Raw genomic sequence first — 25,034 nt, 5'->3', positions numbered from 1 at the left:
TATAAGGTGTGAATTTTTTCGATCTAATTACGATCTAATATAGGAGCTGGGAGATATGAAAGCATTTCTTCAATTTGTATTACGAACGATGTCCGCTACTTCTGTAGTTGTATTGATAGGGCTGATTAGTCTGTTGGCCTTGGATCAGACAATCTGGATGGCTACTCTATATGCCATGATCAGTGGTGTTGCTGTCTATATTTCCATGAAACAGCTTACGAATTTTCGCTATCGGCGAGAAAATGGTCTCAGTCGTAGCGAGTATAAATATATTGATAAAAACTTGAAGGAAGCAAAAGAAAAGATAACACGCCTGAATCGGTCATTACGGAAAGTTGGTAGTTTCGGGCATGCAAAGCAAAATTTTGAAATTCTGGTCACGGTACGAAAGATTTACTCGAACACAAAAAAGGAGCCGAAGCGCTTTTATAAAGCAGAAGCCTTTTACTATGAACATTTGGATTCCCTTGTAGCATTAACCGAAAAGTATGCTTATCTATCCGAGCAGCCATCGAAAACCAATGAGATGGACAAGTCATTAGAGAACACCCGTCATACGATAGCGATCATGAATGAAACGGTAAAAAAAGACTTGCAAATCATGCTAAATGATGACTTGAATACATTGGATTTTGAACTGGATGTGGCTAAGCAATCTATAAACAGATGGAAAAAACCTGACAGGAGGCCTTTAAAATGAATGATCAAACTGAACAGAAACGACCTAAAGAAATAGAAGATTTACTGTCAAATCCGTTTGGTAATACTGAAAATGCCACACAAGCTACGAACGTCCCAGATGAACGGGACAAGCCACAAAGGCAGTTTGATTTATTGGATGAAGGAAGCAGGCAAAAAGCCATTCAGTTGGCAGAACAGATTGATTCAGATAACTACCAGGCTATTACTCAATTTGGAACAGAGGCTCAGAACAAACTGCTGAACTTTTCCCATTCGATGCTAGAGCACCTCCAACATAATGATGTCGGAGAAATTGGCGCGATACTGGAAGATTTAATGAAAAAATTGGAGCAAGTAAATCCAGAAGAATTGCGGTCGGAGAAGCGAGGTCTATTATCCCGTATTTTTGGAAAAGTGCAAGGGTCGGTAAATGAAGTTCTCTCAAAACATCAAAAAACGGGTGCGCAAATTGATCGAATCAGTGTCAAACTGGATCATTATAAAAGTGCATTAACAAAGGATAACGACACGCTTCAAGAAGTGTTTGATAAAAACAAAGACTATTTCGAGGCGTTAAATATATACATTGCTGCGGGTGAAGTGAAACTGGAGGAACTGGAGAATAAATCCATTCCAAAGCTGAAGCAACAAGCGGAACAGAGTCAGGATCAGATGGATGTTCAGGAGGTAAACGATAAAATGCAATTTGTCGAGCGACTTGATAAACGTATGCATGATTTGAAATTAAGCAGGCAAATCACCACACAAAGTGCGCCGCAAATTCGCCTCATCCAAAATACGAACCAGGCATTGGTCGAAAAAATTCAATCATCTATCTTGACTGCGATCCCGTTATGGAAGAACCAAATAGCAATTGCACTCACACTTATTCGCCAGCGACATGCGGTTGAAGCGCAGAAACAGGTGTCCAATACAACGAATGAATTACTCGAAAGAAATTCAGAAATGCTGAAAACCAATTCCATTGAAACGGCAAAGGAAAATGAGCGCGGCCTTGTCGATATTGAAACATTAAAGAAAACGCAGGAAGATTTGGTCACGACCATTGAAGAAACCATGCAGATTCAATCAGAAGGAAGAGAGAAACGCCAGCAAGCAGAAAAAGAATTAGCCACGATGGAAAATGAGTTGAAAGGGAAGCTGCTTGAATTGAAGTAGTGGAGCGCACACAAAAAGCTTGGGCAATGTCTTATTGTCCAAGCTTCTGTTCTTTTATAGTTTATCTTTGCGATGAACATGATTATCTAATGCGCCTATATTAATCGTACGATCTATATCAAGATGGGGTTTGCCGTGAACGGCCTCATTGGAAACGATCGTGGCTTTTTCCTTCTTTTTGTTTTTCTGCAACGTTTCTACCTCCCAGTTATATCAAATGATGTTTCTCACTAAGAGATAGTTTGTGCAATGTTTGGGAGGCTCATTCCTCCAACTGTACACCACTTTTTAAAGGGGGATCTTAAAGATCTTTCCTTTTCTTGACATCAGATGATTATCACTATTATTTTCATAACTTCCTATTTCGACACCTAAACGACTATACAGCGAAAATGATTTTGGATGACTTGATTTCAAATAAATTGCCTTATACTTCTTAAAGTTATAATAGGGCATAATTATTTCTTTTAACCATCTTTCTCCGTTTCCTCTTCCTTCTTGGCAGATATGAAAATAATTAAATATTAGTATTTCATTTGTATTTTCACTTACTAAGATAGGTTGTTTAAAAAACGAATTAAAGTCGATTGATCCTCTACTTACCAGAGCAATCCCTATATAATTTTTATCCTTGATCATTACATGGTAATCCACTTCCATATTATTATTTCTGTTAATGTTTTCAATTAATTGACAACAATGGTATAGCTCATTATAATCATCCCAATCGTTGTTTGCTTTATATAGTAAATTCAAAATTATAGGATTAAGATATTTGCTATCAAACTGATTGGTAACGGCAAAATTGATGTCATTGTTAGTTCCTATTATTTCCATTTTCAATCCCCCTGCTTGAATAACTATCCTGCTTATTTTAAATTACGATAACTATTCACAATATCTATATTTATTTTAACATAAATATTCAGAACAGATTGCAAAATCAAGGGTAATAGAGCATTACCAATTTATCGATATTTTTATGTATGCCAATTAGCATACGAAATGGTAGGTTAAAATGTAGACTTACATTGTCTATTGTTACCTAAAGTTTGTGGAAAAAATTAAATTACAGTTTCAATAAATAGTTAACCAAAATTTCGAATAAACCAACAAAAAAAGACCATCAAATTAGCATGCAGCAAATTGATAGTCATTTTTCGTTATTCTTTAATGTTTGTGGTAGGTAGCGTAACCGGCAGAAATGTAATCCTCTCTTACCCAAATCTCCCAGAAATATAATCCTCTGTACGACTGTCAACTGGATTATTAAAAATCGTATCTGTTTTATCAAATTCAATCACTTCTCCATGTAAGAAGAAGGCTGTTTTATCTGAGATGCGGGCAGCCTGCTGCATGTTGTGTGTAACAATGATAATGGAATATTCTTTTTTAAGATCCTGAACAAGCTCTTCAATTCGTAGTGTAGACTTCGGGTCAAGGGAGGATGTCGGTTCATCCATTAAAATAACTTCAGGCTCTATGGCTAAGCAACGAGCAATACATAGACGTTGCTGTTGCCCGCCTGAAAGCCCGTATGCATTTTCATGCAGTCGATCTTTTACCTCATCCCAGATGGAAGCACGGCGAAGGCTTTGTTCGACAATTTCATCTAAAATTTTCTTATTCCGGATGCCGTGGATTTTCGGGCCGTATGCAATATTGTCGTAAATGGATTTTGGAAAAGGGTTCGGCTTTTGAAAGACCATTCCCACTCGTGTTCGTAAGTCCTCTACTTTAAAGGACTTATCGAGAATGTTTTTGTCCTTATACGTTATATTCCCACTTGTTCGAACGCTCGGGACGAGTTCCACCATGCGATTTAATGTCTTGATAAACGTGGACTTTCCGCAGCCTGAAGGCCCGATAATTGCTGTTACTTCCTTTTCATAGATAGACAAATTAATATCTTTTAATGCGTGCGTATCACCATACCATAGGTTTAGGTCATTGGTGTCATAGACGCTTTTTTTATTCAGATCCGTGGAATCCTCCGTACCTACTAATTTTAGCTCTACTTTCTGTTCTAATACTGGGCTCATAATTTTTCAACACTCCTTTTATAAAATTAATACCGATGCTGAAACTTATTTCTTATAAATACGGCAATAGCGTTCAACAGGAACATTAATACGAGCAATATGATAATGGTTGCAGATGCCAAATATGCATATTCATCAACAAGGGACGAGTCTAATGTCCAATAGTAAATCTGCATTGGTAGTGCTGTAAATGTGTCAAATAGTCCTTCCGGGAAGGGAAGTAATAGCGCTGGAATTCCAAGCACCGTCAGTGGAGCTGTTTCCCCGATGGCGCGGGACAGTGCTAATATTGCTCCGGTTAAAATACCAGGTAATGCTGTAGGTAATAGGATGTTCTTAACCGTTTGCCATTTGGTAGCTCCCATTCCGTAAGATGCTTCACTTAAATGGTCTGGAACTGCCCGGATTGCTTCCTGCGCTGAAACAATGACAATAGGAAGTACGAGCAGGGACAGGGTCAGACCACCGGCTAATACGACATTTCCAAAGTCCATTGCCCGGACGAAGACGGTTAGCCCTAATAGTCCATAAACAATGGAGGGCACACCCGCCAGGTTTGAGATGTTTGTTGCAATGATGGACTGTAACTTTCCTTTTTTTGCATATAATTCCAGGTAAATGGCTGTACCGACTCCTAAAAACAACGTAACCGGAATAACGACAAGCATTAACCAGGACGTTCCAAGTAGGGGCCCCATAATGCCGGCACGATCAGCATCCGTTGATAATCTTCCTGTAAGAAAGTTCCAATCGATCCACCCAATGCCTTGTGTCACCACACGAATGATTAAGACAGCGAGGACCACAAGACCGAATAATGTGGCTAGGAAAAACAGTGATTTAAATAGGCTGTTTTTTAGTAGCCTCGTGTTTAGTCTCTTTTTAACTAGTGATGCATCAACATATTTCATATTAATATTCCTCCCTGAATTTACGAGAGACATACCTTGCAAGTAGATTCATCATGAGCGTAAAAACAAATAATGTTAGAGCGACAGCGTATAAACTGTAATAGATCGTCGACCCGGCAGGCGCGTCCCCACCAGCTACTTCAACGATATACGCGGTCATCGTTTGCATCGATTGCGTGATGTCAAACGTGAAATTCTTGGAGCTTCCACTAGCAATAGTGACAATCATTGTTTCCCCGATTGCCCGGGAAATACCTAGCACGAAGGAAGAGATAATTCCCGACAGAGCTGCTGGAATAACGACCTTGAATGTAATTTCGAGTTTGGTAGCGCCTAAAGCAAGCGCGCCTTCACGCATTGAGTTTGGTACGGATGTCATAGCATCTTCAGAAAGCGATGCAATCATTGGAATAATCATAACTCCCATTATAAGGCCTGGGCTAAGGATGTTCGTTGCTTCAACTGCTGGAAAAATAGCTCTTATTACTGGTGTGACAAATGTAAATGCGAAAAATCCATAAACAATTGTAGGGATACCTGCCAGTATTTCGAGCATAGGTTTTAATGTTCTTCTTAATTTGTCTGTCGCATATTCACTCAAATAAACAGCTGTCATAATGCCGATAGGTCCTGCTACAAAGATTGCTATTAGAGAAGAAATGATGGTTCCGTTTATTAGAGGTAATATACCGAACTCTGGGTTCTGGCTTAATGGCCGCAGCACTGTGCCCGTAAAGAAATCCCAAATAGGTACCCGCCTAAAAAATTCGATTGCCTCAGATAATAACGTGTAAATGATACCGATTGTTGTAAGTACGGAGATCAATGCAATCATGAATAGGATCGCTGGAACAACAGCGTCCGTTAGATTGGACATGTTTTTCCCGTTTTTATTTTTGTTAATCATTTCCTTGACATTTACACGGTTACTTTCGCTGTTTGCTGCCAATTTTCGGAGCTCCTTTCAGGCTTTGTAAAGGACAATAAGACGGGAGTGCGTTCAAGCCCCCCCACCTTAGTTGCCTCTGTTATAAGAATCTAGTACTATTATTGAAGCGCTTCTAATTCTTCAGCTAATTCTTGAATTTCATCTTCAGGAATTGGTGCGAATCCAGTTTCTCCAGCAAAGTCATTTGCGTTATTTACAATATATAAAGCGTAGTCTAATACCTGTGGTTTTTCCTTAGCATTCTCAACATTTAAGTACGTGAATACAGGGCGAGTAAAGTCAGCGTAGTCACCTTCTTCATCAATTGTGTCTAGTGATGGTTCCACCGGCCCGTCCCCGAAATCAATGCTTACAGCCTGCAGGTCATCTTGGTTATTTACGTAGTAACCAAAGCCAAAGAATGCAATCCCATTTACGTCTTCTCCGACTAAGTTAACCAGTGTTGAATATTCTTGCTGCAGATTCGTATTTTGATCCAAATCTTGTTCATTTAAAATTTCTTCATAAAAGAATTCATACGTACCGTGGTTTTCATTTGGCCCCATTTTGCTGATTTCTTCATCAGGCCATTCAGAATTAACGTCATCCCAGGTAGTAACATCACTATCTGCAAGGAAAATGTCAATAACCTCTTGTTCCGTCATTTCAGTTGCCCAGTCATTATCAGGATGGATAACCATCGTTAAGCCATCTAAGGCTACCTTTAACTCCATTGGTTCAAATCCAAGTTCTTCTGCAGCCGCTTGTTCATCTTCTGCAATTGGACGTGAAGCATCATTAAAGTCTGTGCCGTCTTCTTCTAGAAATCTATCAAATCCAGCGCTTGTACCTGCACGACTTACTTCAACAGATACGTCTGGTTGTTCATTTACCATGTACTCCTCAGCTAATCGGGACATTAAAGGATAAACCGTTCCTGATCCATCTATAACCACGTTATCACCGAATTCTTCTGAACTTTCATCTGAACCTTCTTCTGCACTTGTTCCCCCACAAGCTGCGATTAGAACTGCCATGGTTACTACTACTAGAAAAAACGAAACCTTCTTGAAACTCATAAATAATGTCCTCCCCTTAATTATTTTTGGGCGATGTCCACCCTCATTTGCTAGTATAATAGGTGAATGTTAAGTCAGTATGTAGATAGTGTAAAGATAGTGTTAATTTTACAAGAAGGGAGACGTGAAGAGGGTTGAAGCTTGTATTTCACTCTATACTTTTTGAAAAAACCGGTATTGACCAAGCCTTTAGGTGCATGCCAACGCCCACTTACGACGCACAAATGGTTGCGGTGGGATGAGCATTTACGCGCAGTCCCAAATGTTTTCGGTGGGGCGAACATTTACGCGCAGCCCCAGGACGTGACAGTTTTAGCCAGTGAGCAGATAGGAACGTTTCAAACGTTCTTATCAAAAAAAGGACTGGATCCGAGTATAAATAAATCGGATCCAGTCCTTTGGCTCATAATTGATAAACATAGTGTTACTTGATATCGTTATTGTCTTTGTCCAGTAAGCTTAAAAAGTGCCTTAGTATTTTTGCTGTTAATCCCCAAATGACTTTTCCATCATATTTATAAAAGATTTCATCGATTTGACGTGCATGCCAGTTGTAATTTTTGCCACCAACAATTAAATCAAATGGAAAATCTTTATCAGGTTCGATTTTGATATCAACTTTATGGATATCCGGTTTTGTTCGGAGGAAATAGTCCAGTGGAACAGTGAAAATTTCTTCTACTTCAGCTTCGCTTGGCGTGATTTTTTCAACGTTTTTAAGGGTGCCGATAAATGGATAGATCATTCGCCCAGCGTCATGCACGATATAATCAAGTGGAATAACATCCCCAATAGCAGATTCATCAATCCCTAATTCTTCTGTGGTTTCCCGGATTGCAGCGTGTTTAGGGGTCTTGTCGGCTTTATCAATTTTGCCACCAGGGAAACAAATATCACCTGGTTGTCTACGCATTTTCATCGACCTAACTTCAAATAAAATATGCGTTTCATTATCCACTTGAATAAGTGGGAGCAGTATGGCGGACTTCTGAAGTTCATCTTGCCCAAGAATAGAGGGACTTCTATTCTGCAATTTTTTAGTAATGCTTGATAGGTTCATCCCATCACCTCCATATAACAACATACAAATTCTACTATACTCTATTCTACTATATTGTTAGAAATTCAGAACTAAATCGGCTTATAATTATTGCAATAATAAGAAATCCAAGTTACGATAATGATAACATTAGTGTAATGTAGATAGATTAGAAGATTTGGCATTCGTCAAGCCTTTAATGGCGAGTTCCCAAGCCCGCACTTATACAGGAGGAAGTTTATACTTTCTTACTGCTAAAAAAAGGAGTTACCTTTCGATGACAATGGATATTTTCACACATAAAAAACCGCCTTATATATGTACGTCTCTAACCGGAAAAAACAAAGAAGAAATACGTGATGAGCTGAACACTGTTATTCCGAAACAACCAGACGTAATTGAGTGGCGCGCAGATTTCCTAAAAGACATTCATCATGTCAATTATGTTTTAATGATAGCGGAGGAAATTTCCTCTATTAGTAACAAGCCTATGATTGTTACTATTCGTTCTGAACGGGAAGGTGGGCAAAAAATTTCGCTAACAGAGGATGAAAAGGTTCATTTATTAAGTGAGCTATGTAAAAGCCCAGCTGTTAATAGTATTGACTTTGAAGTATCCAATGATCCTGAGCATATTAAGGAACTACGAAGAATATCAAAGTCCCATAATAAAAAATTAATCTTATCTTATCATAACTTTGATTTTACACCGGAGAACGAAACCATCATGCAACAAGCAATAAAGTCTGAATCTTACGGTGCTGATATTGCTAAAGTAGCTGTCATGCCTGAGCATAAAGATGATGTGTTACTATTACTTAACGTAACAAAAGAAATGGATGACGATTTACGTATACCTATTATAACAATGTCAATGGGGGACATCGGTAGTTTGAGTAGAATAGTAGGCTGGGCGTATGGGTCAATCATGACATTTGGCATAGGCGTGCAACGCTCTGCACCAGGGCAAATCCCAATAGATAAATTGAAGCAGATAATTGAAATGACACAGGAAACGGTTGGCGATTGGAAATAACTAGCTCAGTGAATGAATCATTATGAACATGATGCGTATGTCAGGTCTTTCGAGCCTGACATACGTTTTTTATTGCCGATAGCGAGTGCGAGTAGAAAAAGCAACGAATGCCACATTTTCTAAACATGTAATTCGCATTCTAAAATTTGTTGAATTTTATCCAGCGAATTTATACTTTTCGTGATGTATAATAGGGAAGGAAAGAGAGGGATTTTAGGATGACGATAGTTCTATATTTTATTATTATGGTTTCATTTTTAGATACATTTATTCAACTGCCGATTATTACGCCATATGCACTTGAATTAGGTGCTTCGCATTTTTTGGCGGGATCAATTGTTGCGATTTACTCGCTTACTAATATGGCTGGTAATATATTTGGTGGTCATTTTATTGATAGATTTGGTCGTAAGAAAGTCCTGCTTGCAGGGATGCTAAGTGGTGCATTTATTCTATTCTTTTATCCATTTGCACAGACAGGTGAACAGCTTTTTGTTATTCGGCTGCTTCATGGGATTGCCGGAGGTGTTTTGATTCCAGCAGCATTTGCTTATGTGGGAGATCAGACTAAGAAAGGATCAAGAGGCAAGGCAATGGCCTGGACCGGTGGTTGTATTGGTATAGCGGCGATTATTGGGCCGGCCGTTGGTGGTATTATGGCCGCTAGAGCCCAGATTGACTATGTATTCTGGTTAGTGGCGGTACTATTCCTTATCACTTCCGTATTATTAGTGAAATTCGTTGAAGAATCTTTTACTTCTCGTGAAAGAAACAAAGTTGCTTTAAAGCATTTTTTGCCACTTCTAAAAGAGCCATTGCTGATACAGGCATCTCTCGCAGCCTTTGGATTAATGATAAGTAATGGAACATTGGCGTTTGCACTGCCTTTAAAAGTTGATGAAATGGGGCTAGACTCCGCTACAACTGGGATGCTTTTAAGTACATTTGGGATTGTTGCAATCATCATCTTTTTAAGTCCGGTTAATCGAATTTATGAAAAACTTCCTCCTATTAATTTAGTAATCACAGGACTGGTTATTATTGGGTTGGTACATTTCTTCTTGAATTTTATAGCCATTTTGTGGGTAGGTATTTTATTAATGGTCATTTACGGTGTTGGATTTGCGCTTATATTTCCTTCGATGAATCAAATCGTTTCAGAGGTTTCCACGAAAGTTAATCGTGGGAAAGCATATGGTATCTTTTACGCCTTTTTCTCTCTTGGATCGGTAGTTGGGTCCACTATATCCGGAGCAACAGCTGAAATGTTTGGACTCCCATTTACATCAAGTGCAGCCATTATACTGGGAATTGGCGTCGTTTTACTTGTTATGTCAGGCCGGAAGAAATAATCGTCCGAATCGTAAATAGGTGCTTAGCAGGATGTCTGTTAAGCACCTATTTTTATGTATATGAACATTTGTGGATTCGACAAAAAGCGCCAAAAACCGGGAAGTGACAGGCACCTACCTATATGACACTTGTCATACTCTATCCTTGACGTTTGTGTCTGTTTAAAATTTAAATTTATCCCTATGATAAAGATAGAGATATTTAATCATAAGAAATTTCCTATCTTGGAGGGTGTAAGTTATATGAGTAAACAAAAACAAGCTCAATTAAGAAAAAGTGTCACACCTTTTGCGAATTCAGATATGAAGGCTAGTATCATTCAGCTAATCAATACAATAATCCCGTTTATCCTGATATGGTTTCTTGCATACCAAAGCTTGTCCATCTCAATATGGCTAAGCTTAGCCTTATCAGTGATAGCGGCAGGGTTTGTCGTTCGAACCTTTATTATTTTCCATGATTGCACACACGGTTCTTTTTTCAAAAGTGGTAAGGCGAATCGGGTAGTTGGTACGATTACCGGGATTATTACATTATTCGCTTTTGAAAAATGGAAAAGGAGTCATGCGATCCATCATGCGACGAGTAGTAATTTAGACAAGCGTGGTACAGGGGATGTATGGGTGATGACAGTTGATGAATATGTAGAAGCATCTTTTTGGGGCAGGTTAGCTTATCGTCTGTATCGAACTCCCATTGTTATGTTCGGTTTAGGCCCGATTTACCTTTTCCTCATATCGAATCGTTTCAATCGTAAAGGAGCAAAACGAAAAGAACGATTGAATACGTACTTGATCAATGCATCGGTTGCGGTTATATATGGACTTTTGATTTGGGCAATCGGCTGGCAGGCTTTCTTAATCATTCAATTGCCGATTCTATTTATAGCGGGTGCCGCTGGGATATGGCTATTTTATGTCCAGCACCAGTTCGAGGATTCTTACTTTGAAAATGAGGATGAGTGGGATTTTGTAAAAGCTGCTGTTGATGGAAGTTCCTATTATAAGCTACCAAAAGTAATAGAGTGGTTAACCGGCAATATCGGTTATCATCATGTTCATCACCTCAGTCCCAGAGTGCCGAATTATAACCTGGAAACAGCACATGAATCAACTCCACCATTACAACAAGCAACAACCATTACACTAGCATCTAGTTTAAAATCGATTCGTTTCAGGCTGTATGATGAGACGAATAAAACGTTTGTAAGTTTTAAAGAAATTAAAGATCTGTTAAAAAAAAGAAAACTAAATCTGGACCTGGGGCAACGGCCATCGAGCTTTCAGGAAAAATAAATACGTTATGAAAAAGCGACCATCCAACGAACAGTATTGGATGGTCGTATTTTTGATAAAATGAAAGCACAATAACTTTCCCATTCGCATAAGTGCACCAAAGGCATTCACGATAATGACTTGGCGAATGCCAGATTTCTAAGTATACTTGTATAGACGCTCGGAATTTACAGTAGTTTAATGGGCAGGTCGACTAAATGCGGACGTCCTGGGACTGCGCGTAAATGCTCGTCCCACCGGAAACATTTGGGGCTGCGCGTAAATGCTCGCCCCACCGGAAACATTTGGGACTGCGCGTAAATGCTCGTCCTATCGAAATAATTTGTGAAAAAGGAAGGAGACCCGTCATGCATAATTGGTATCACATCATCCCGAAAAACACTGGGCTCAGTGCCTATGCCTGGATAATATTTTGCGTATTACCATTCTATTTTGTGTTTCGTTCGTCGGGAATGTTGGAAATAATCTTTGGTATTGTGATGATTTTATCCTTTTTCACAATATACAGGGTCTCTTTTCTAGCACAGGACTGGACGTGGACCGTATATTTATCCGTTAGCATAAATATGATGATAAGTATTGTGATGACAATATTTTTAGGGTATGTTTATTTTGCATTATTTCTAGCTTTTTACATAGGGAATATTCAGCATAAAGGTGGGTTTATCTCCCTGTATGTGGTTCATCTTGTTACTACGATCAGTGCTGTTGGAACTGCATTTTACACACAGAATGAATTTTTCTTTTCCCAGCTGCCATTTATTATTATCACGGTAGTTGGTGTGATATTGTTGCCATTTACGTTATACAATCGGAACAAGCGTGAAAGATTAGAGGATCAATTAGAAGATGCAAATAAAAAGATTTCGCAATTAGTTGTTGTAGAGGAGCGTCAACGGATTGCACGTGACCTTCATGATACATTGGGGCAAAAGCTTTCTCTTATTGGGTTGAAAAGTGATTTAGCCGGAAAATTAGTCGAAGCAAATCCTGAAACAGTCAAATCGGAATTAAAAGACATCCGCCAGACGGCAAGAACCGCGTTAAAAGAAGTGCGTGAAATGGTTTCAGATATGAAGGGGAAAAAATTGCAAGATGAAATGATCCGTATCCAGCAAATTTTGCAGGCTGCACAGATTGACTTTCATTTGGATGGAAGTCCGGAGCTTACCAATACCCCACTATTAACCGAAAATGTGTTGAGTATGTGTCTGAAAGAAGCTGTAACGAATGTTGTCAAGCACAGTCAAGCAACCGCGTGCCGAGTATCAATCATGCAATCTTCTACCGAGCTGGTTCTCCAAGTAAAAGATGATGGAATTGGTATCCCGGAGCAAATGGCTTTTCAAGAGAACGGTCTCCAGGGCATAAAAGAACGATTGGAATTTGTGAACGGGAGCTTAACGATTGAGTCGTCACAGGGTACCACCCTGACCATTCATGTGCCACATGTTATTCAACAAATGGAAGAGGAGGAATTGTCTTGATCCGCATCGTGATTGTGGAAGACCAACGTATGCTACTTGGCGCGCTTGGGTCTATCCTTGATTTGGAAGAAGATATGAAAGTTGTCGGCAAAGCTAGGAACGGCGAGGAGGCACTTGCTGTGGTAAAGCGAGAACAGCCTGATATCTGTATCATGGACATTGAAATGCCACTTAAAAGTGGACTGGACGCAGCGGAGGAATTGAAGGATGATCCGTGTAAAGTGATTGTGCTAACCACCTTTGCACGAACAGGATATTTTGAACGTGCAAGAAATGCCGGGGTAAGTGGCTACCTGCTTAAAGACAGCCCAAGTGAAGAATTGGCAAGTTCCATTCGCACAATTATGGATGGCAGAAAAATTTATGCTCCGGAATTGGTTGATATGGCATTTGATAATGGAAGTCCACTTACAGAGCGGGAGGAGCAGGTCATTAAACTAATTGCTGACGGCAAAACGACAAAACAAATTGCAAACCGGCTTTTTATTACGAATGGAACTGTTCGTAATTATGTTTCCGTAATTTTGGATAAGCTTGATGTGAGCAACCGGATTGAAGCCATCTCGAAGTTTAAGGAGAAGGGCTGGTTTAAGTGAGGGGATAAGGAAAAAATATTGATTCAATGTAAAGTTTTGTAAAAGCTATTGAATAGCAAAATAGAACATGGTACTTTAAGAAAGTATTATACAGCAACGATCAAGGGGAAGAAATTCTTGAACAAGCCCGAGCAAAAGCCTATGAATTATTTAAAGAAATAAAAGATTAGATGGGCGGTGTAACCATGAATAAAAAACTGAAAACATGGTTGGAAATCTTAATCGTTTCTACCAGACTGGGGCTAACTTCATTTGGTGGACCTATTGCACACTTAGGATACTTTCACGAAGAGTATATCCGCAGACGAAAGTGGATGGACGAAAAAGGCTATGCAGACTTGGTTGCGCTCTGTCAGTTCCTCCCTGGGCCTGCTAGCAGTCAGGTCGGAATTGGTATCGGTATTATGCGTGGAGGAATAGTTGGAGGAATTATTTCCTTTCTAGGCTTTACACTGCCATCCGTCATTGCACTTATTATTTTCGCTTCCCTTCTCCATACGTTCAATATAGAAGATGCAGGATGGATTAATGGATTGAAAATAGTTGCTGTAGTCGTTGTTGCCCATGCAGTTTTAGGTATGGCCCAAAAGTTAACGCCTGATCTGCAAAGAAAAACAATTGCATTATTTGCGCTAATCGTTACATTACTATGGCAAACAGCGTACACACAGATTGGTGTTATCTTACTGGCTGGGGTTATCGGTTTTCTTGTTTATCGTCAGCAAACCAAACAGGAGGAACAATCCATTTCCCATTTTCCTATTTCACGTCGTATAGGTTATATTAGTTTAACGTTATTTTTTGGATTACTCTTATTACTTCCGATACTACGAAATCTTACGTCAATCGAATGGGTTGCTTTATTTGATAGCTTCTATCGCTCTGGTTCGCTTGTATTTGGGGGAGGACATGTCGTCTTGCCTTTATTAGAACAGGAATTTGTTCCTGCAGGATGGCTAAGTGAACAGGAGTTTTTAGCAGGATACGGTGCCGCTCAGGCAGTTCCCGGGCCATTATTTACGTTTGCGGCATATATTGGCGCAGTCATTAACGGCTGGCAAGGTGGTCTTTTTGCGACATTCGCAATCTTCCTGCCTGCATTCCTTCTCCTATTAGGTACATTGCCATTTTGGGATGCCTTACGTAGCAATCCGAAAATAAAGGGTGCTCTGATAGGAGTAAATGCTTCCGTTGTAGGTATCTTAATCGCTGCACTTTACAACCCAATTTGGACCAGTTCGATTCATAGTGCAATCGATTTTGCACTGGCAGCAATTTTGTTCAGTATGTTGGTTTACTGGAAGCTCCCGCCGTGGATTATTGTGGTGACAGGTGCGATTGGTGGATTGTTGATAGCGTATATATAGCCCATGTTTAGTGATCTCATAACACTTTTCCTTTATGTATAAAAACCCTTTAAAATCAAAAACTAACCCTTAATCTTGTATAAAGGGGTTCTGATAAATATGGTCAACAAAGGAAAGGAATTCAACAATATGTTTAAGAAAAATGAACAAAGCGGGGAACGCCGTAACGGGCGAAAAAGTCAATATAAAAACAGCAATACCATAGACGGGCAGGAACCGAACGAGTATATCAGTAAGAAAGATGAATAAGATCGATTAGCGGTGTGGTGCATGAGCTCACATCGCTTTTTATTTTTTGGAGAATCGATTTTTGCAAGTAATTCCGAATATTTGTGTTAAAATGAATATAGATAATGTGAATGAATGTACTTAAAGTAGTTAAGTTTCGTTGAAGAAGGATAAGGAGTGGTTTTTATAGTAATCGATAAAGAAAAAATTATTTCACTTATTAAAGAAGATAAATGGATGATGGATATATTACGATCAGCAAAATCATTGAATTTACCTGATTGGTGGATATGTGCTGGATTTGTTCGTTCAAAAGTATGGGATACATTACATAATTTCAGTGAAAGAACACCGATCGCGGATATTGATGTCATTTATTTCGAACCTATAAATAGTAATGAATTAGAGGAAAAGAAACTTGAAGAAACGCTTATGAATCTTATGCCTAACACTCCCTGGTCTGTGAAAAATGAAGCCAGAATGCATATTAATAACAATATTCCTCCTTATTCTTCTTCAGTTGATGCTATTTCTAAGTTTCCAGAAACAGCGACAGCTATAGGAGTAAAATTAGATGAAACAGATAATGTGATATTAATAGCCCCTTGTGGAATTAGTGATCTTGTCAATTTAGAGGTAAAGCCTACTTCATTTTTTAAAGAGGATAAGCAACGTCTGCAGATTTACGAAGCCCGCATTACAAAAAAGAATTGGAAATCAACTTGGATTGAAATAAAGGTGTTTTATGCATTAGGCTAAACCCTTCCTGTGCTTAATTGTAGGTAAGTTACATGATTGGGTGAAAGGGGTTCGGAAATGGACGTAATTTTAATTAGTATATTTTCAGCTATCATAATTTTTATCACGGTGTATTCTATGATCAAAGTATTAAACATCGCCTATAAAAGAGAAGAAATAACGCCTCGAAAACGTAGAGTTTTGGTAACCTCTTCTATTTTAATAGGTTTATTGGTAACTTCAATTTTGCCCTTTGGTTACCAAAAAATATTTGATGGGTTTCTCCAACCACTTTTGTAGCAAGTGTGACATTTTGATAAACAGAAAGTGTACGAAGGATATAAAATAATAAGGATGGATTTTTATGTTTATATTTAACCGAATGGATGATTTCCTGGCACATAGCTCCGAGAATTTTATTTTATTCATCGTGATCGGGACAATAGTGGGCTTAGGTTCATTGATTATTTATGGAATATATATGAAGAAGATACGAAATGGCGATGATCATACATTGTTGCTTAAATCTCGTGTCGGAGAACATATGTTCTATTCATTATTGTTTTCACTTGTCTTTTTTCTTCTCTTTGTACCAAGTGAATCGGAATTTTATAGACAGTATATGTTTTTGCCTATTATAATCTCAATATTAGTTGGAGCAATCTCGTCACTCTACATTTATAGAAAACACATTCACGGGGTTATGAAATGAAAGATGAAACTCGATCGTCTGTGTTTCTAAGATTTTATTTGGATGAAGAAGTAAATGAAAGTAAAATTAATAACTCCTAGGGAGAAAAGTGATGATTGATATTTTAAAGCTTTTTGCAGCCTTAGCTGTGGGCTACCTTTTAGGTAGCCTTAATACAGCAGTGATTGTAGGGAAAATATGCGGTAAGGACATAAGATGCCACGGAAGCAAAAGCGCCGGGCTTACCAATACTTTAAGGGTGCTTGGGAAATCTGCTGCGGTATTTGTTCTTGTGGGAGATATATTAAAAGGGATGATCGCTTGTTATATAGGCTTGTTACTTGGCGTTTACTTTTATTCGGGAGGGGCGGTGGATTCCGTAAGCCTTTTAGTGGCAGGAGCAGGAGCGGTTATAGGGCATAACTGGCCGGTATATTTTAGGTTTAAAGGGGGAAAGGGAGCACTGACAGCAGTGGCTGTGCTGTTTATGATTGACTGGGTTATAGCCCTTTTATGCCTTGGCTTTTTTGTGATAATAGTAGCTTTAACACGTTATGTTTCTTTAGGCACCATATGTGCTACAATGCTTATTGTGGCTATTTCATTTATTCCTGTTTTTGGGCATACCTTATATTTTAATATATTTGCCTGTCTAATGGCACTTATGGTTCTTTTTAGACATATGGAAAATATACAAAGGCTGCTTTTAGGAACAGAAAATAAAATTACTTTTTGATGTTTAGCAACATTAATGATGCCGTCAAAATATTAAAAATTGGAATTAGTTAAGCAATACGATCGGGCGCGATAACCGAATAAATATGTGCCGCAATAGGGCCACGATAATTGAAGAGCAAGATCAAACTAAATGTTTCCGTAGAAGAAAATAAACCAAAGCACGTTTAATGAGGGCTATGTAAATTGGTTTAATAAAAAAGGCTTACATTAGGGAAGCCCTTTTTATCGTATTCCCCTTGCGTATTGAAAAGGAGGATTTACTTTACGAGTTAATGTTTTTTCTGCGTGTAATCCCCAGTAAGGATCATTGAGCATGCCTCGTGCAATAGCTACAAGTTCAGCATCTCCATTGGAGATCGTTGCTTCTGCAAGGGCAGGATCGCTTAATTTTCCAACGGCAATGACCGGAAGACCTAGTTTCTCTTTAAATTCACGTGCGAAAGGTACTTGATACCCCGGGGTATTTTTCGGTTTGCTTTTTCCTGGAGGACCTTCACCACCACTGGATACATGGAAAAGATCCACGCCTGCTTCTTTAAAACGGTTAGCCATTTTTATCGAATGCGATAAATCATAGCCATCGTCCACGTATTCAATTGCAGACATCCGCATAATGAGAGGCATCGCTTTAGGCATCACACTTTTAACTGCTCTAACGACTTCTTCTCCAAAAAGTGCTAAGTCTTTTCCATATTCATCGGCGCGGTTGTTGCTGCTTGGTGACATAAATTGATGCAATAGATAACCGTGAGCACCGTGTAACTCAATCGTGTCAAACCCTGCTTTAACGGCTCGTTCCGTAGCTTCCTTAAACTGTTGAACAGTTTCTTGAACTTCTTGTTTTGTTAAAGCTCTTGGAGATTTAAGTTCACCATTCATCGTTTCTTCCGGCAGAACCTCTACAGGAATGTCGGAAGCACCAACAGGTTGGGCAGCATCTTCAGCCTTGCGTCCCGCATGTGCAATTTGAATGCCGACCTTAGCGCTGTGTTTGTGAATCTCATTGATGATTCGTTGATATTCTGGAATTTGGTGATCTGACCAAAGGCCCAGGTCACCATTCGTAATTCGACCCTCGGGTGTTACACTCGTCATTTCCATGATAATTAACCCTGTTCCACCGACAGCTCTAGAAATATAGTGTACGAAATGCCAATCGTTTGGAGCGCCATCTTCTTTGTCAACGGAATACTGGCACATCGGTGACATGACGATGCGGTTTTTTAACTCTAAATTTTTGATGGAATAGGGGGTGAATAAATTATTCATTGTAATACCTCCTGGCTATTTGCTTGTGCATGCATATAAAATAAAATTAAGGATAGTGCATACACTTTAACACTGATTCATTTATTTGCTTGCGCATACATATATTAAACGGTATGCTATAATTGTGTCAATACATTGAATCGGAAAGGGTTATAAATATGAACGATAATGAGTTGTTTGCAACCTGGATTAACCTTACGAAATATCATGATCGCCTATTGAAAGCCATGGACTATACGTTACATCATCAATTTCAATTGGGCATTAATGAATTTTATTTGTTATACTTCCTTGCACAAACGGACGAAAAGAAAATGCGTTTATCAGATCTGCTCCCAAAGGTCGGTCTGAGTCATAGCGCATTGTCTCGACTAGTATCAAGGATGGAAAAATATCGAGGAGAGTCATTGATCGAGCGTACGACCGATGAGAAGGATAAGCGCTCCGTTGATGTTTTACTTTCAGAAGAAGGGGAACGACTAGCAGAAGAAATGTTGTCGTTGCTTAATAACACGCTGAATAAACAATTAAGCGAAAAAGACATTAATAAGATTAAGGACTTATTTGATTAGAAGGACTTCAGCTAATAGCAGAATGAGACTATTCAAGATACGGACGCAAATTCTTGAATAAGGGAATAGCGCCCTATATTGCAAGGCCAGATTTAGAAGTTTTTTTGGAGCGCTTTTTTTGAATAAAATCCTACTCTTTTTCATTTTTTATTCATTTCTTAGCCATGATTGGAAATGCTATGAACTAAAGTGATTTTCACAACGGGAAGGATGGTTACAGATGAAAAAGGGTTTATTAATACTGGTTGCAATGGTGCTATCACTCGGAATTATGTGGCAGGATTCGGTTTCCGCTGATTCCCATGATGAGGTATGGAAGTCAGAAGAGAAGGATCATAAGAAGGCTCATGGGAAGGCCGACTTTTTCAAAAGTGAGGCATTTCTAAAGTATAAAGCAGAGGAACTTGGTGTTGAAGCAGAAGGAAAAGATGCAGAGACCTTAAGAAAAGAAGTGTCGGAAGCTAGCATAAACCAAGCGGCAGCAGAATTGGGGATTGAAACAGAGGGGAAAGAGTTCAAAGAGCTTGCAAAAGAAATACATCATCGAAAAGTTATGGAAAAGGCCGAAGAAATGCGTATCGGCACGGATGGGAAAGAGCCAGAAGAGTTGGCTAAAGAAGTCCAGGAAGCAAGGGTACATCAACGAGCGGATGAATTAGGTATATCGACTGAAGGAAAAGATATTGAAACAATTAGCAAAGAAGTTTTTGAAACATCAGTCAAGCACGAAGCAACAATATTGGGAATTGAAACAGAGGATAGAGAACTGCGTGACGTTCATAAAGAAATCCAAGAAGTGAAACTGATTCAATCCGCTGAACAATTACGTATCAATACAAAAGATAAAGATAAACAAGAAATTTTTGATGAAATAATCACAGATCACGCAGAACAGGCAAAAAAACAACAACTATTTCCATTTGATAAATAGGAACAGTGACAGGCACCGCTAGGATTTGGCCATAATTTGTCAAATTAGGGGGAGGGTGCTTGTTTACCATTCAAGAGCCCTAAGGGTATTATAGAATCATTCAATTGTCATCATTCTAGTTAGAACATATATAAAAGGACAGCTCCAAGACAAACACTTACTTTAGCAAGCAATCGCATGGTACACCTCCGGATAAGCTGTGTTAATTTCTAATTACAGTGTACAATATTTTGATTAACGGAGTACTAAGAGCAGGTTAATTTTATGTAAATTTTAAAAGAGCCACAATCTCACTTGAGATCATGGCTCTTCTTATCTAATACTATTTCTCCTAATGCCGTTTATTCAACCACAGTACTCCCGATTTGGCGAGTCTAGGTAGGTATCCTGTTACAGATTTTTGCATCATGTTGCCAAATCCATCTGATTTTCCTAGAGATCCAAGCGTTCCTCTAAGCTTTATTTCTTTCGGCTTCGAAGGTTCTTTATCTTTCAATACAGCCAATAATACGTCAGCAATTTGTTCGCCTTGTTGACCCGCGAGTTGGGCACTTGGAGAATGAATGGAGGATACACAATCGCCAACTACATACACATTTGGTTGTTCAGGAACTTGGTAAAAGTCATTTACAATGATTTTTTCCTGATCATCCTTTTCAAATGGTAACTCCCGAACTAAATAATTGGGGCGTACACCTGCTGTCCAAATGGTAACGTCATCCATATAGCATACACCTTTATTACATACGCCCTCTTTCTCCACATATTCCACAATAGAGTGGTGCAATACGTCGACATCATTCTTGACAAACCATTCGGCCACATACTCCTGAATCTTCGTATCAAACGCTTTCAACACAGATGATCCGCGATCGAGTATTCTAATGTTCAAGTCTGGTCTACTCTCTCTTATTTCAGAAGCAACTTCAATTCCGCTTAGACCGGCACCAACAATAGTAACTTTTCCATACGCCTTTAAATTTCCAACTGCTAGTCCGGTTTTTCTTGCTTTAGCAAATGTTTGAACACTTTCTGTGAATTCTGCTGCCCCTTCTACTCCGTGATAATTATCTTCACATCCTAACCCAATTAGTAAGTAATCGTATGGGATTGGATCTTTTTTGGCAGTAAGTATAATTTGTTGATTTTCAGAATCAATTTTTGTGATTTCGCCATACTCATAGTGAACACGGTTATCTTTAGGAAATTCAATACGGACATCTTTCTCCGCAGAAGTACCTGCAGCAATCGTGAAGAATTCTGTTTTTAATGAGTGGTATGGATTTCGATCAACTATTGTTATATGTACATCTTCAGGTAACTGATGGTCCAATAAACCTAAAATAGCGTTAATTCCGCCATATCCTCCGCCTAAAACGACTAGTCTTTTCACATAATAACCCCCAGTGCTTAATCAATATATGTAAAACGCTCTCTTTATTCCTCACATTAAAGAGTATCAAATATTTGTCGATTAAACTACCAAAAGCTGTGAAATCTTTTATATTCCCTTATGTGCAAATGTTCACAAAAAATGTTAGGTAAAATTTACAATGTAATGATGGGGGAATCCATTCGGGAAGATATTATTATGATGTTCGGGCAATTCCACACACAGTGTGCAACACTTGGTGGCAAGTTTCTTCAACTTAACAAAGATAAAGGTTGGTTGGTACATCCTCCACTTCATCAGCATAACGCTAAAGACAAATAGAACAGGTAGAGTGGGCTAATGATAGTCTACTCTTTTTTTTGCAGATAAGGCATTAACCGAACGGCTTGGTAAATGCCAAGTTTTCTAATGGCATAGGAAACTATAGAATTTAAATGTTGTGGATAACTTAGTTACCGAAATATCCACGTCCAGCTCCAGCGCCCAGCAACTATCAAACTTCACACTCCTCCACTACGATAAAGAAGACTTGCCGATTGGCTCCGCCAGAGGCTTAGTCGCACTTATACCCTTGTGGTGAAAGTCAACATCTACTCACTAGGCTTAAGGAAGGCCGACTAAAACCGGGCTTGCGCTCAGGCGTCGGCATACCCCTATGAAGGGGCATGTTTCCTTTTCGCTTTCCAAGCATAAGATTCACTTTGACTTTCTCCATTATTGGAGATAAGTCAAGTTCATCTAATCTCATTTCGGGGTGGAAGTTCAACTAAAACCGCCACTTTGCGTGGCAACGTTGAACCACCCGCGATGCGCGGGCGCAGTTTGTACGTTGCTAAACGGGCGCTTGCGCTTTTGTTCTGCAAATTTAATTCTTTACTCGCTAAATTCGGAATATAACTTAATAATGGATTACATGAGAGGCTAAAAGGAGTACAATAAACCAAGAAGCATTTATTTGTAAAAGTATAAGCTGCGTGTACGGTTGATTCGGTAACCGAGTGAAAAACTGTTAATTGGAGGGGGACGTAATATGAAACATGCCGTTTATCAAATGGATATTGTAGCGGGAGACCCTAAGAAAAACAGGGAAAATGTTAGGCAATGGATAAAGCAAACAGCGGAAGCAGCGCAACCTGATGTAATCGTACTACCAGAGATGTGGACGACAGGGTATACGCTTTCCGAATTAAAGGAGCTTGCCGATGTGGACGCTGAACCTACTACTTCGTTTCTAAGTGATATGGCCATCACCTACCATGTTAATATAATTGGTGGGTCATTTGCGAATTATAAAGGAGAAGGCATTTATAATACATCCATTGTTGTGGATCGCCAGGGCGTCGTAGTGAATGAGTATGACAAAATTCATCTCGTTCCGATGTTAGATGAACCCCGTTATTTGACTGGCGGACAAGAGAAGGTAACGACTTTTGAATTAGATGGTGTGAAAATGGGACTAATTATTTGTTATGATCTTCGTTTTCCAGAATTAGCTAGAAGCTTAGCACTTCAAGATGCACAGATTATGTATGTTGTTGCAGAATGGCCGGCAGTAAGAATTGAGCATTGGAAGACATTACAAGTTGCTCGTGCGATTGAAAATCAAATGTATGTTGTTTCAAGTAATCGTATCGGAAGTTACAACGGGGTGGACTTTGGAGGATCTTCCATGATTATTGACCCTACCGGTAATCCTTTAAGGACTGGAAGTGAAACAAAAGAGGAAACAATAGTGGAATCACTTGCGCTCGATACTGTTTCTGAGATTAGAAAGGCTGTACCTATATTTTCAAATCGAGTACCTCATTTATATTAATGTAAACCTTCATTCCATGGTGTTTCGAATGCACAAGGGTGGATGATTACGCGCAATCCCAAATGTTTTCGATGGGGCGAGCATTCACGCGCAGTCCCAAGGCGTACCGATAGTCGACCTGCCCATTAAACTGTGATAAAACAGCAATCTATAAGGTTTGTTGAGTGACTTATGAGAAAAAAAGATATAAAATTGAAGTAATGGATATTAAATATATGTGGTAAGTGACCTCTGTATAAAGAGTAGTTGCTTACCTTTTATCATGCGCAAATGTGGAGGAGGGGTATCATGTTTTACGAATACGCGTTAGTGTTTCTGGGGGCTGCGATCCCATGGTTTGAAATTGCTTTGGTTATTCCATTGGGTATTATCGGTGGTTTATCTCCTTTTTGGGTTATACTTTTAGCTTTTATAGGAAACTTGATCACGGTGATTCCCATCGCTGTCGGGTTCGATAAATTAAAGGCATGGTACGCTAAACGAGCAAAGAAAAAAGGAAAAACACCCTCCCAGCGATCCGTGCGCGGTAAAAAGATTTGGGAAAAATATGGTCTCCCAGGACTCGCACTTCTAGGACCGATTTTAATTGGAACACATATTGCCACATTTGTTGGGATGTCTTTAGGTACGCAGAAAATGAAAGTTATGGTATGGATGACCATTAGTATTGGGGTTTGGTCCCTTATCTTTGGTATTGCAACTGATTTAGGGTTAGATTTATTTCTATAAATGACCTAAGTTAAATAGAATAAAATATGTTCTGTCAGGGGAACTTAATTATAGTGTTTTTAAAAATTACTATAGAGGAGTTTAAAATAATGGCAGATGTGAAGTTAGCAGTAATTTATTATAGCTCAACAGGTAATAACCACCAGATGGCAAAATGGGCTGAAGAAAGTGCGAAGGAAAATGGTGCTGAAGTAAAAGTGGTCAGGGCACCTGAACTTGCTCCAGAAGAAGCAATCGCCTCAAACCCGGGATGGAAAGAACATTTTGAAGCAACAAAAGATGTTGTACCTGAGGCCACTTCTGAAGATCTTGAGTGGGCTGATGCGATCATCTTTAGTATGCCAACACGTTTTGGTAATTTACCTGCACAAATGAAGCAATTTATCGATATGCAGGGTGGTCTGTGGGGATCTGGTAAAACAGTGAACAAAGTAGTAAGTGGTATGACGTCTGCAGCAAATTCACATGGTGGGCAAGAAGCTACGATCCTAGCTTTATACACATCGATGATGCATTGGGGTGCCATCATTGTGCCACCAGGTTACTCGGATGAATCCATTTCTACTGCTGGTGGTAATCCATACGGAACAAGCGTAACACAGGGAGAAGACGGAAAAATGACAGAGGATGTGCAGGAAGCGGTTAAGCATCAAGCAAAACGCGTCCTAGATATCGCAGCACGTGTGAAAGCTGGAAATTAATAGTTTATCGCAGTTTAGGGAAGGTCGATTTAATACGGTATATCTTTGGAATGCGTGTAAATGCTCGGCCCATCGAAAATAATTGTACTTCACAACTACCCACTGAATGAATTTACCCTATGATAGCTGATCTGAAGTAATTCTGGTCAGCTTTTATGTATTCAGATGAAGTTTATGTTGTTGCTTCACCTGAATAGTCTCAGGCTCTTTCCGAATGTTGCCCACCAGCTGATCA

General features: G+C 39.2%; 27 protein-coding genes and 1 pseudogene. 19 read left to right on the top strand and 9 right to left on the bottom strand.

What is annotated here, in order from left to right; translation table 11 throughout:
- Positions 1–55 precede the first annotated feature (55 nt).
- Both OLD84_RS18280 and OLD84_RS18275 read left to right on the top strand, forming a co-directional pair.
- Positions 56–700, top strand: a complete 645-nt coding sequence (locus OLD84_RS18280; protein WP_209463383.1) for a 5-bromo-4-chloroindolyl phosphate hydrolysis family protein — start codon at positions 56–58, stop codon at positions 698–700.
- Entirely contained in the window at positions 697–1,860 is a 1,164-nt protein-coding gene (locus OLD84_RS18275) for a toxic anion resistance protein (protein ID WP_209463384.1), read from the top strand. Before OLD84_RS18280 ends, OLD84_RS18275 begins: the two co-directional genes overlap by 4 nt.
- Before the next feature lie 54 nt (positions 1,861–1,914).
- On the opposite strand, the gene OLD84_RS18270 is transcribed toward OLD84_RS18275, so the two are convergent.
- The 7 genes from OLD84_RS18270 to OLD84_RS18240 form a co-directional block, all read right to left on the bottom strand.
- Entirely contained in the window at positions 1,915–2,052 is a 138-nt protein-coding gene (locus tag OLD84_RS18270) for a hypothetical protein (protein ID WP_209463385.1), read from the bottom strand.
- 96 nt (positions 2,053–2,148) lie between these two features.
- Positions 2,149–2,697 carry a hypothetical protein gene (locus OLD84_RS18265; protein ID WP_209463386.1) on the bottom strand — a complete coding sequence of 183 codons (549 nt, stop codon included), beginning with the start codon at positions 2,695–2,697 and terminating at the stop codon, positions 2,149–2,151.
- Positions 2,698–3,077: 380 nt separating this feature from the next.
- Entirely contained in the window at positions 3,078–3,902 is an 825-nt protein-coding gene (gene pstB, locus OLD84_RS18260; protein ID WP_209463387.1) for a phosphate ABC transporter ATP-binding protein PstB, read from the bottom strand.
- A 26-nt stretch (positions 3,903–3,928) separates the two neighbouring features.
- The gene (gene pstA / locus OLD84_RS18255; RefSeq protein ID WP_209463388.1) at positions 3,929–4,813 is read right to left on the bottom strand and encodes a phosphate ABC transporter permease PstA; all 885 of its coding nucleotides are present in this window, start codon (positions 4,811–4,813) and stop codon (positions 3,929–3,931) included.
- A gap of 1 nt (position 4,814) precedes the next feature.
- Positions 4,815–5,762, bottom strand: a complete 948-nt coding sequence (gene pstC / locus OLD84_RS18250) for a phosphate ABC transporter permease subunit PstC (protein WP_209463389.1) — start codon at positions 5,760–5,762, stop codon at positions 4,815–4,817.
- Between the two features lie 98 nt (positions 5,763–5,860).
- Positions 5,861–6,820: a PstS family phosphate ABC transporter substrate-binding protein gene (locus OLD84_RS18245; RefSeq protein ID WP_209463390.1), complete on the bottom strand. Its 960-nt coding sequence runs from the start codon at positions 6,818–6,820 to the stop codon at positions 5,861–5,863.
- A gap of 424 nt (positions 6,821–7,244) precedes the next feature.
- Positions 7,245–7,880, bottom strand: a complete 636-nt coding sequence (locus OLD84_RS18240) for an NUDIX hydrolase (protein ID WP_209463391.1) — start codon at positions 7,878–7,880, stop codon at positions 7,245–7,247.
- Positions 7,881–8,136: 256 nt separating this feature from the next.
- Here OLD84_RS18240 and aroD point away from each other — a divergent pair, with 256 nt between their 5' ends.
- The 11 genes and pseudogenes from aroD (at position 8,137) to plsY (ending at position 17,386) form a co-directional block, all read left to right on the top strand.
- A complete protein-coding gene (gene aroD / locus OLD84_RS18235; protein ID WP_209463392.1) occupies positions 8,137–8,895 on the top strand; it encodes a type I 3-dehydroquinate dehydratase in 759 nt (252 codons plus the stop codon).
- Between the two features lie 218 nt (positions 8,896–9,113).
- On the top strand, positions 9,114–10,247 hold the full coding sequence (locus OLD84_RS18230) for an MFS transporter (protein ID WP_209463393.1): 1,134 nt from the start codon (positions 9,114–9,116) through the stop codon (positions 10,245–10,247).
- Positions 10,248–10,490: 243 nt separating this feature from the next.
- On the top strand, positions 10,491–11,543 hold the full coding sequence (locus OLD84_RS18225) for a Delta(5) desaturase DesA (RefSeq protein ID WP_209463394.1): 1,053 nt from the start codon (positions 10,491–10,493) through the stop codon (positions 11,541–11,543).
- A gap of 347 nt (positions 11,544–11,890) precedes the next feature.
- Entirely contained in the window at positions 11,891–13,030 is a 1,140-nt protein-coding gene (locus tag OLD84_RS18220) for a sensor histidine kinase (RefSeq protein ID WP_209463395.1), read from the top strand.
- Entirely contained in the window at positions 13,027–13,626 is a 600-nt protein-coding gene (locus OLD84_RS18215) for a response regulator transcription factor (protein ID WP_209463396.1), read from the top strand. The genes OLD84_RS18220 and OLD84_RS18215 overlap by 4 nt, the downstream gene beginning before the upstream one ends.
- Before the next feature lie 69 nt (positions 13,627–13,695).
- Positions 13,696–13,796: pseudogene (locus OLD84_RS18210) on the top strand (PadR family transcriptional regulator); the annotation flags it as partial.
- A 15-nt stretch (positions 13,797–13,811) separates the two neighbouring features.
- The gene (gene chrA / locus OLD84_RS18205; protein WP_209463397.1) at positions 13,812–14,993 is read left to right on the top strand and encodes a chromate efflux transporter; all 1,182 of its coding nucleotides are present in this window, start codon (positions 13,812–13,814) and stop codon (positions 14,991–14,993) included.
- Between the two features lie 99 nt (positions 14,994–15,092).
- Positions 15,093–15,242: a hypothetical protein gene (locus OLD84_RS18200; protein WP_209463398.1), complete on the top strand. Its 150-nt coding sequence runs from the start codon at positions 15,093–15,095 to the stop codon at positions 15,240–15,242.
- 216 nt (positions 15,243–15,458) lie between these two features.
- Positions 15,459–15,980, top strand: coding sequence for a nucleotidyltransferase family protein (locus tag OLD84_RS18195; RefSeq protein ID WP_209463417.1), 522 nt, complete (start codon positions 15,459–15,461; stop codon positions 15,978–15,980).
- Positions 15,981–16,323: 343 nt separating this feature from the next.
- Entirely contained in the window at positions 16,324–16,671 is a 348-nt protein-coding gene (locus tag OLD84_RS18185; protein ID WP_209463399.1) for a hypothetical protein, read from the top strand.
- A gap of 91 nt (positions 16,672–16,762) precedes the next feature.
- Entirely contained in the window at positions 16,763–17,386 is a 624-nt protein-coding gene (gene plsY, locus OLD84_RS18180; protein ID WP_209463400.1) for a glycerol-3-phosphate 1-O-acyltransferase PlsY, read from the top strand.
- A 224-nt stretch (positions 17,387–17,610) separates the two neighbouring features.
- On the opposite strand, the gene OLD84_RS18175 is transcribed toward plsY, so the two are convergent.
- Positions 17,611–18,657, bottom strand: coding sequence for an NADH:flavin oxidoreductase/NADH oxidase (locus OLD84_RS18175; protein WP_209463401.1), 1,047 nt, complete (start codon positions 18,655–18,657; stop codon positions 17,611–17,613).
- A gap of 158 nt (positions 18,658–18,815) precedes the next feature.
- On the opposite strand from OLD84_RS18175, the gene OLD84_RS18170 reads away from it, so the two are divergent.
- Together OLD84_RS18170 and OLD84_RS18165 are read left to right on the top strand one after the other, a co-directional pair.
- Positions 18,816–19,229: a MarR family winged helix-turn-helix transcriptional regulator gene (locus tag OLD84_RS18170; protein WP_209463402.1), complete on the top strand. Its 414-nt coding sequence runs from the start codon at positions 18,816–18,818 to the stop codon at positions 19,227–19,229.
- A 220-nt stretch (positions 19,230–19,449) separates the two neighbouring features.
- Positions 19,450–20,160 carry a hypothetical protein gene (locus OLD84_RS18165; RefSeq protein WP_209463403.1) on the top strand — a complete coding sequence of 237 codons (711 nt, stop codon included), beginning with the start codon at positions 19,450–19,452 and terminating at the stop codon, positions 20,158–20,160.
- Positions 20,161–20,491: 331 nt separating this feature from the next.
- On the opposite strand, the gene OLD84_RS18160 is transcribed toward OLD84_RS18165, so the two are convergent.
- Positions 20,492–21,553 carry an NAD(P)/FAD-dependent oxidoreductase gene (locus OLD84_RS18160; protein WP_209463404.1) on the bottom strand — a complete coding sequence of 354 codons (1,062 nt, stop codon included), beginning with the start codon at positions 21,551–21,553 and terminating at the stop codon, positions 20,492–20,494.
- Between the two features lie 120 nt (positions 21,554–21,673).
- On the opposite strand from OLD84_RS18160, the gene OLD84_RS18155 reads away from it, so the two are divergent.
- The 4 genes from OLD84_RS18155 to wrbA all read left to right on the top strand — a co-directional run bounded on the left by OLD84_RS18155 (position 21,674) and on the right by wrbA (position 24,799).
- Positions 21,674–21,874 carry a DUF3231 family protein gene (locus OLD84_RS18155; RefSeq protein WP_209463405.1) on the top strand — a complete coding sequence of 67 codons (201 nt, stop codon included), beginning with the start codon at positions 21,674–21,676 and terminating at the stop codon, positions 21,872–21,874.
- 709 nt (positions 21,875–22,583) lie between these two features.
- On the top strand, positions 22,584–23,369 hold the full coding sequence (locus tag OLD84_RS18150) for a carbon-nitrogen family hydrolase (protein ID WP_209463406.1): 786 nt from the start codon (positions 22,584–22,586) through the stop codon (positions 23,367–23,369).
- Between the two features lie 288 nt (positions 23,370–23,657).
- Complete coding sequence (locus tag OLD84_RS18145) at positions 23,658–24,098, top strand: small multi-drug export protein (protein ID WP_209463407.1); 441 nt, start codon at positions 23,658–23,660, stop codon at positions 24,096–24,098.
- Positions 24,099–24,187: 89 nt separating this feature from the next.
- Positions 24,188–24,799: an NAD(P)H:quinone oxidoreductase gene (gene wrbA / locus OLD84_RS18140; RefSeq protein WP_209463408.1), complete on the top strand. Its 612-nt coding sequence runs from the start codon at positions 24,188–24,190 to the stop codon at positions 24,797–24,799.
- Positions 24,800–25,034 lie beyond the last annotated feature (235 nt).

Source organism: Virgibacillus natechei (genome assembly GCF_026013645.1).
GTDB lineage: Bacteria > Bacillota > Bacilli > Bacillales > Amphibacillaceae > Virgibacillus_L > Virgibacillus_L natechei.
The sequence above is the reverse complement of the archived record's forward strand: the minus strand, read 5'-3'. Positions and strand labels throughout refer to the sequence as shown.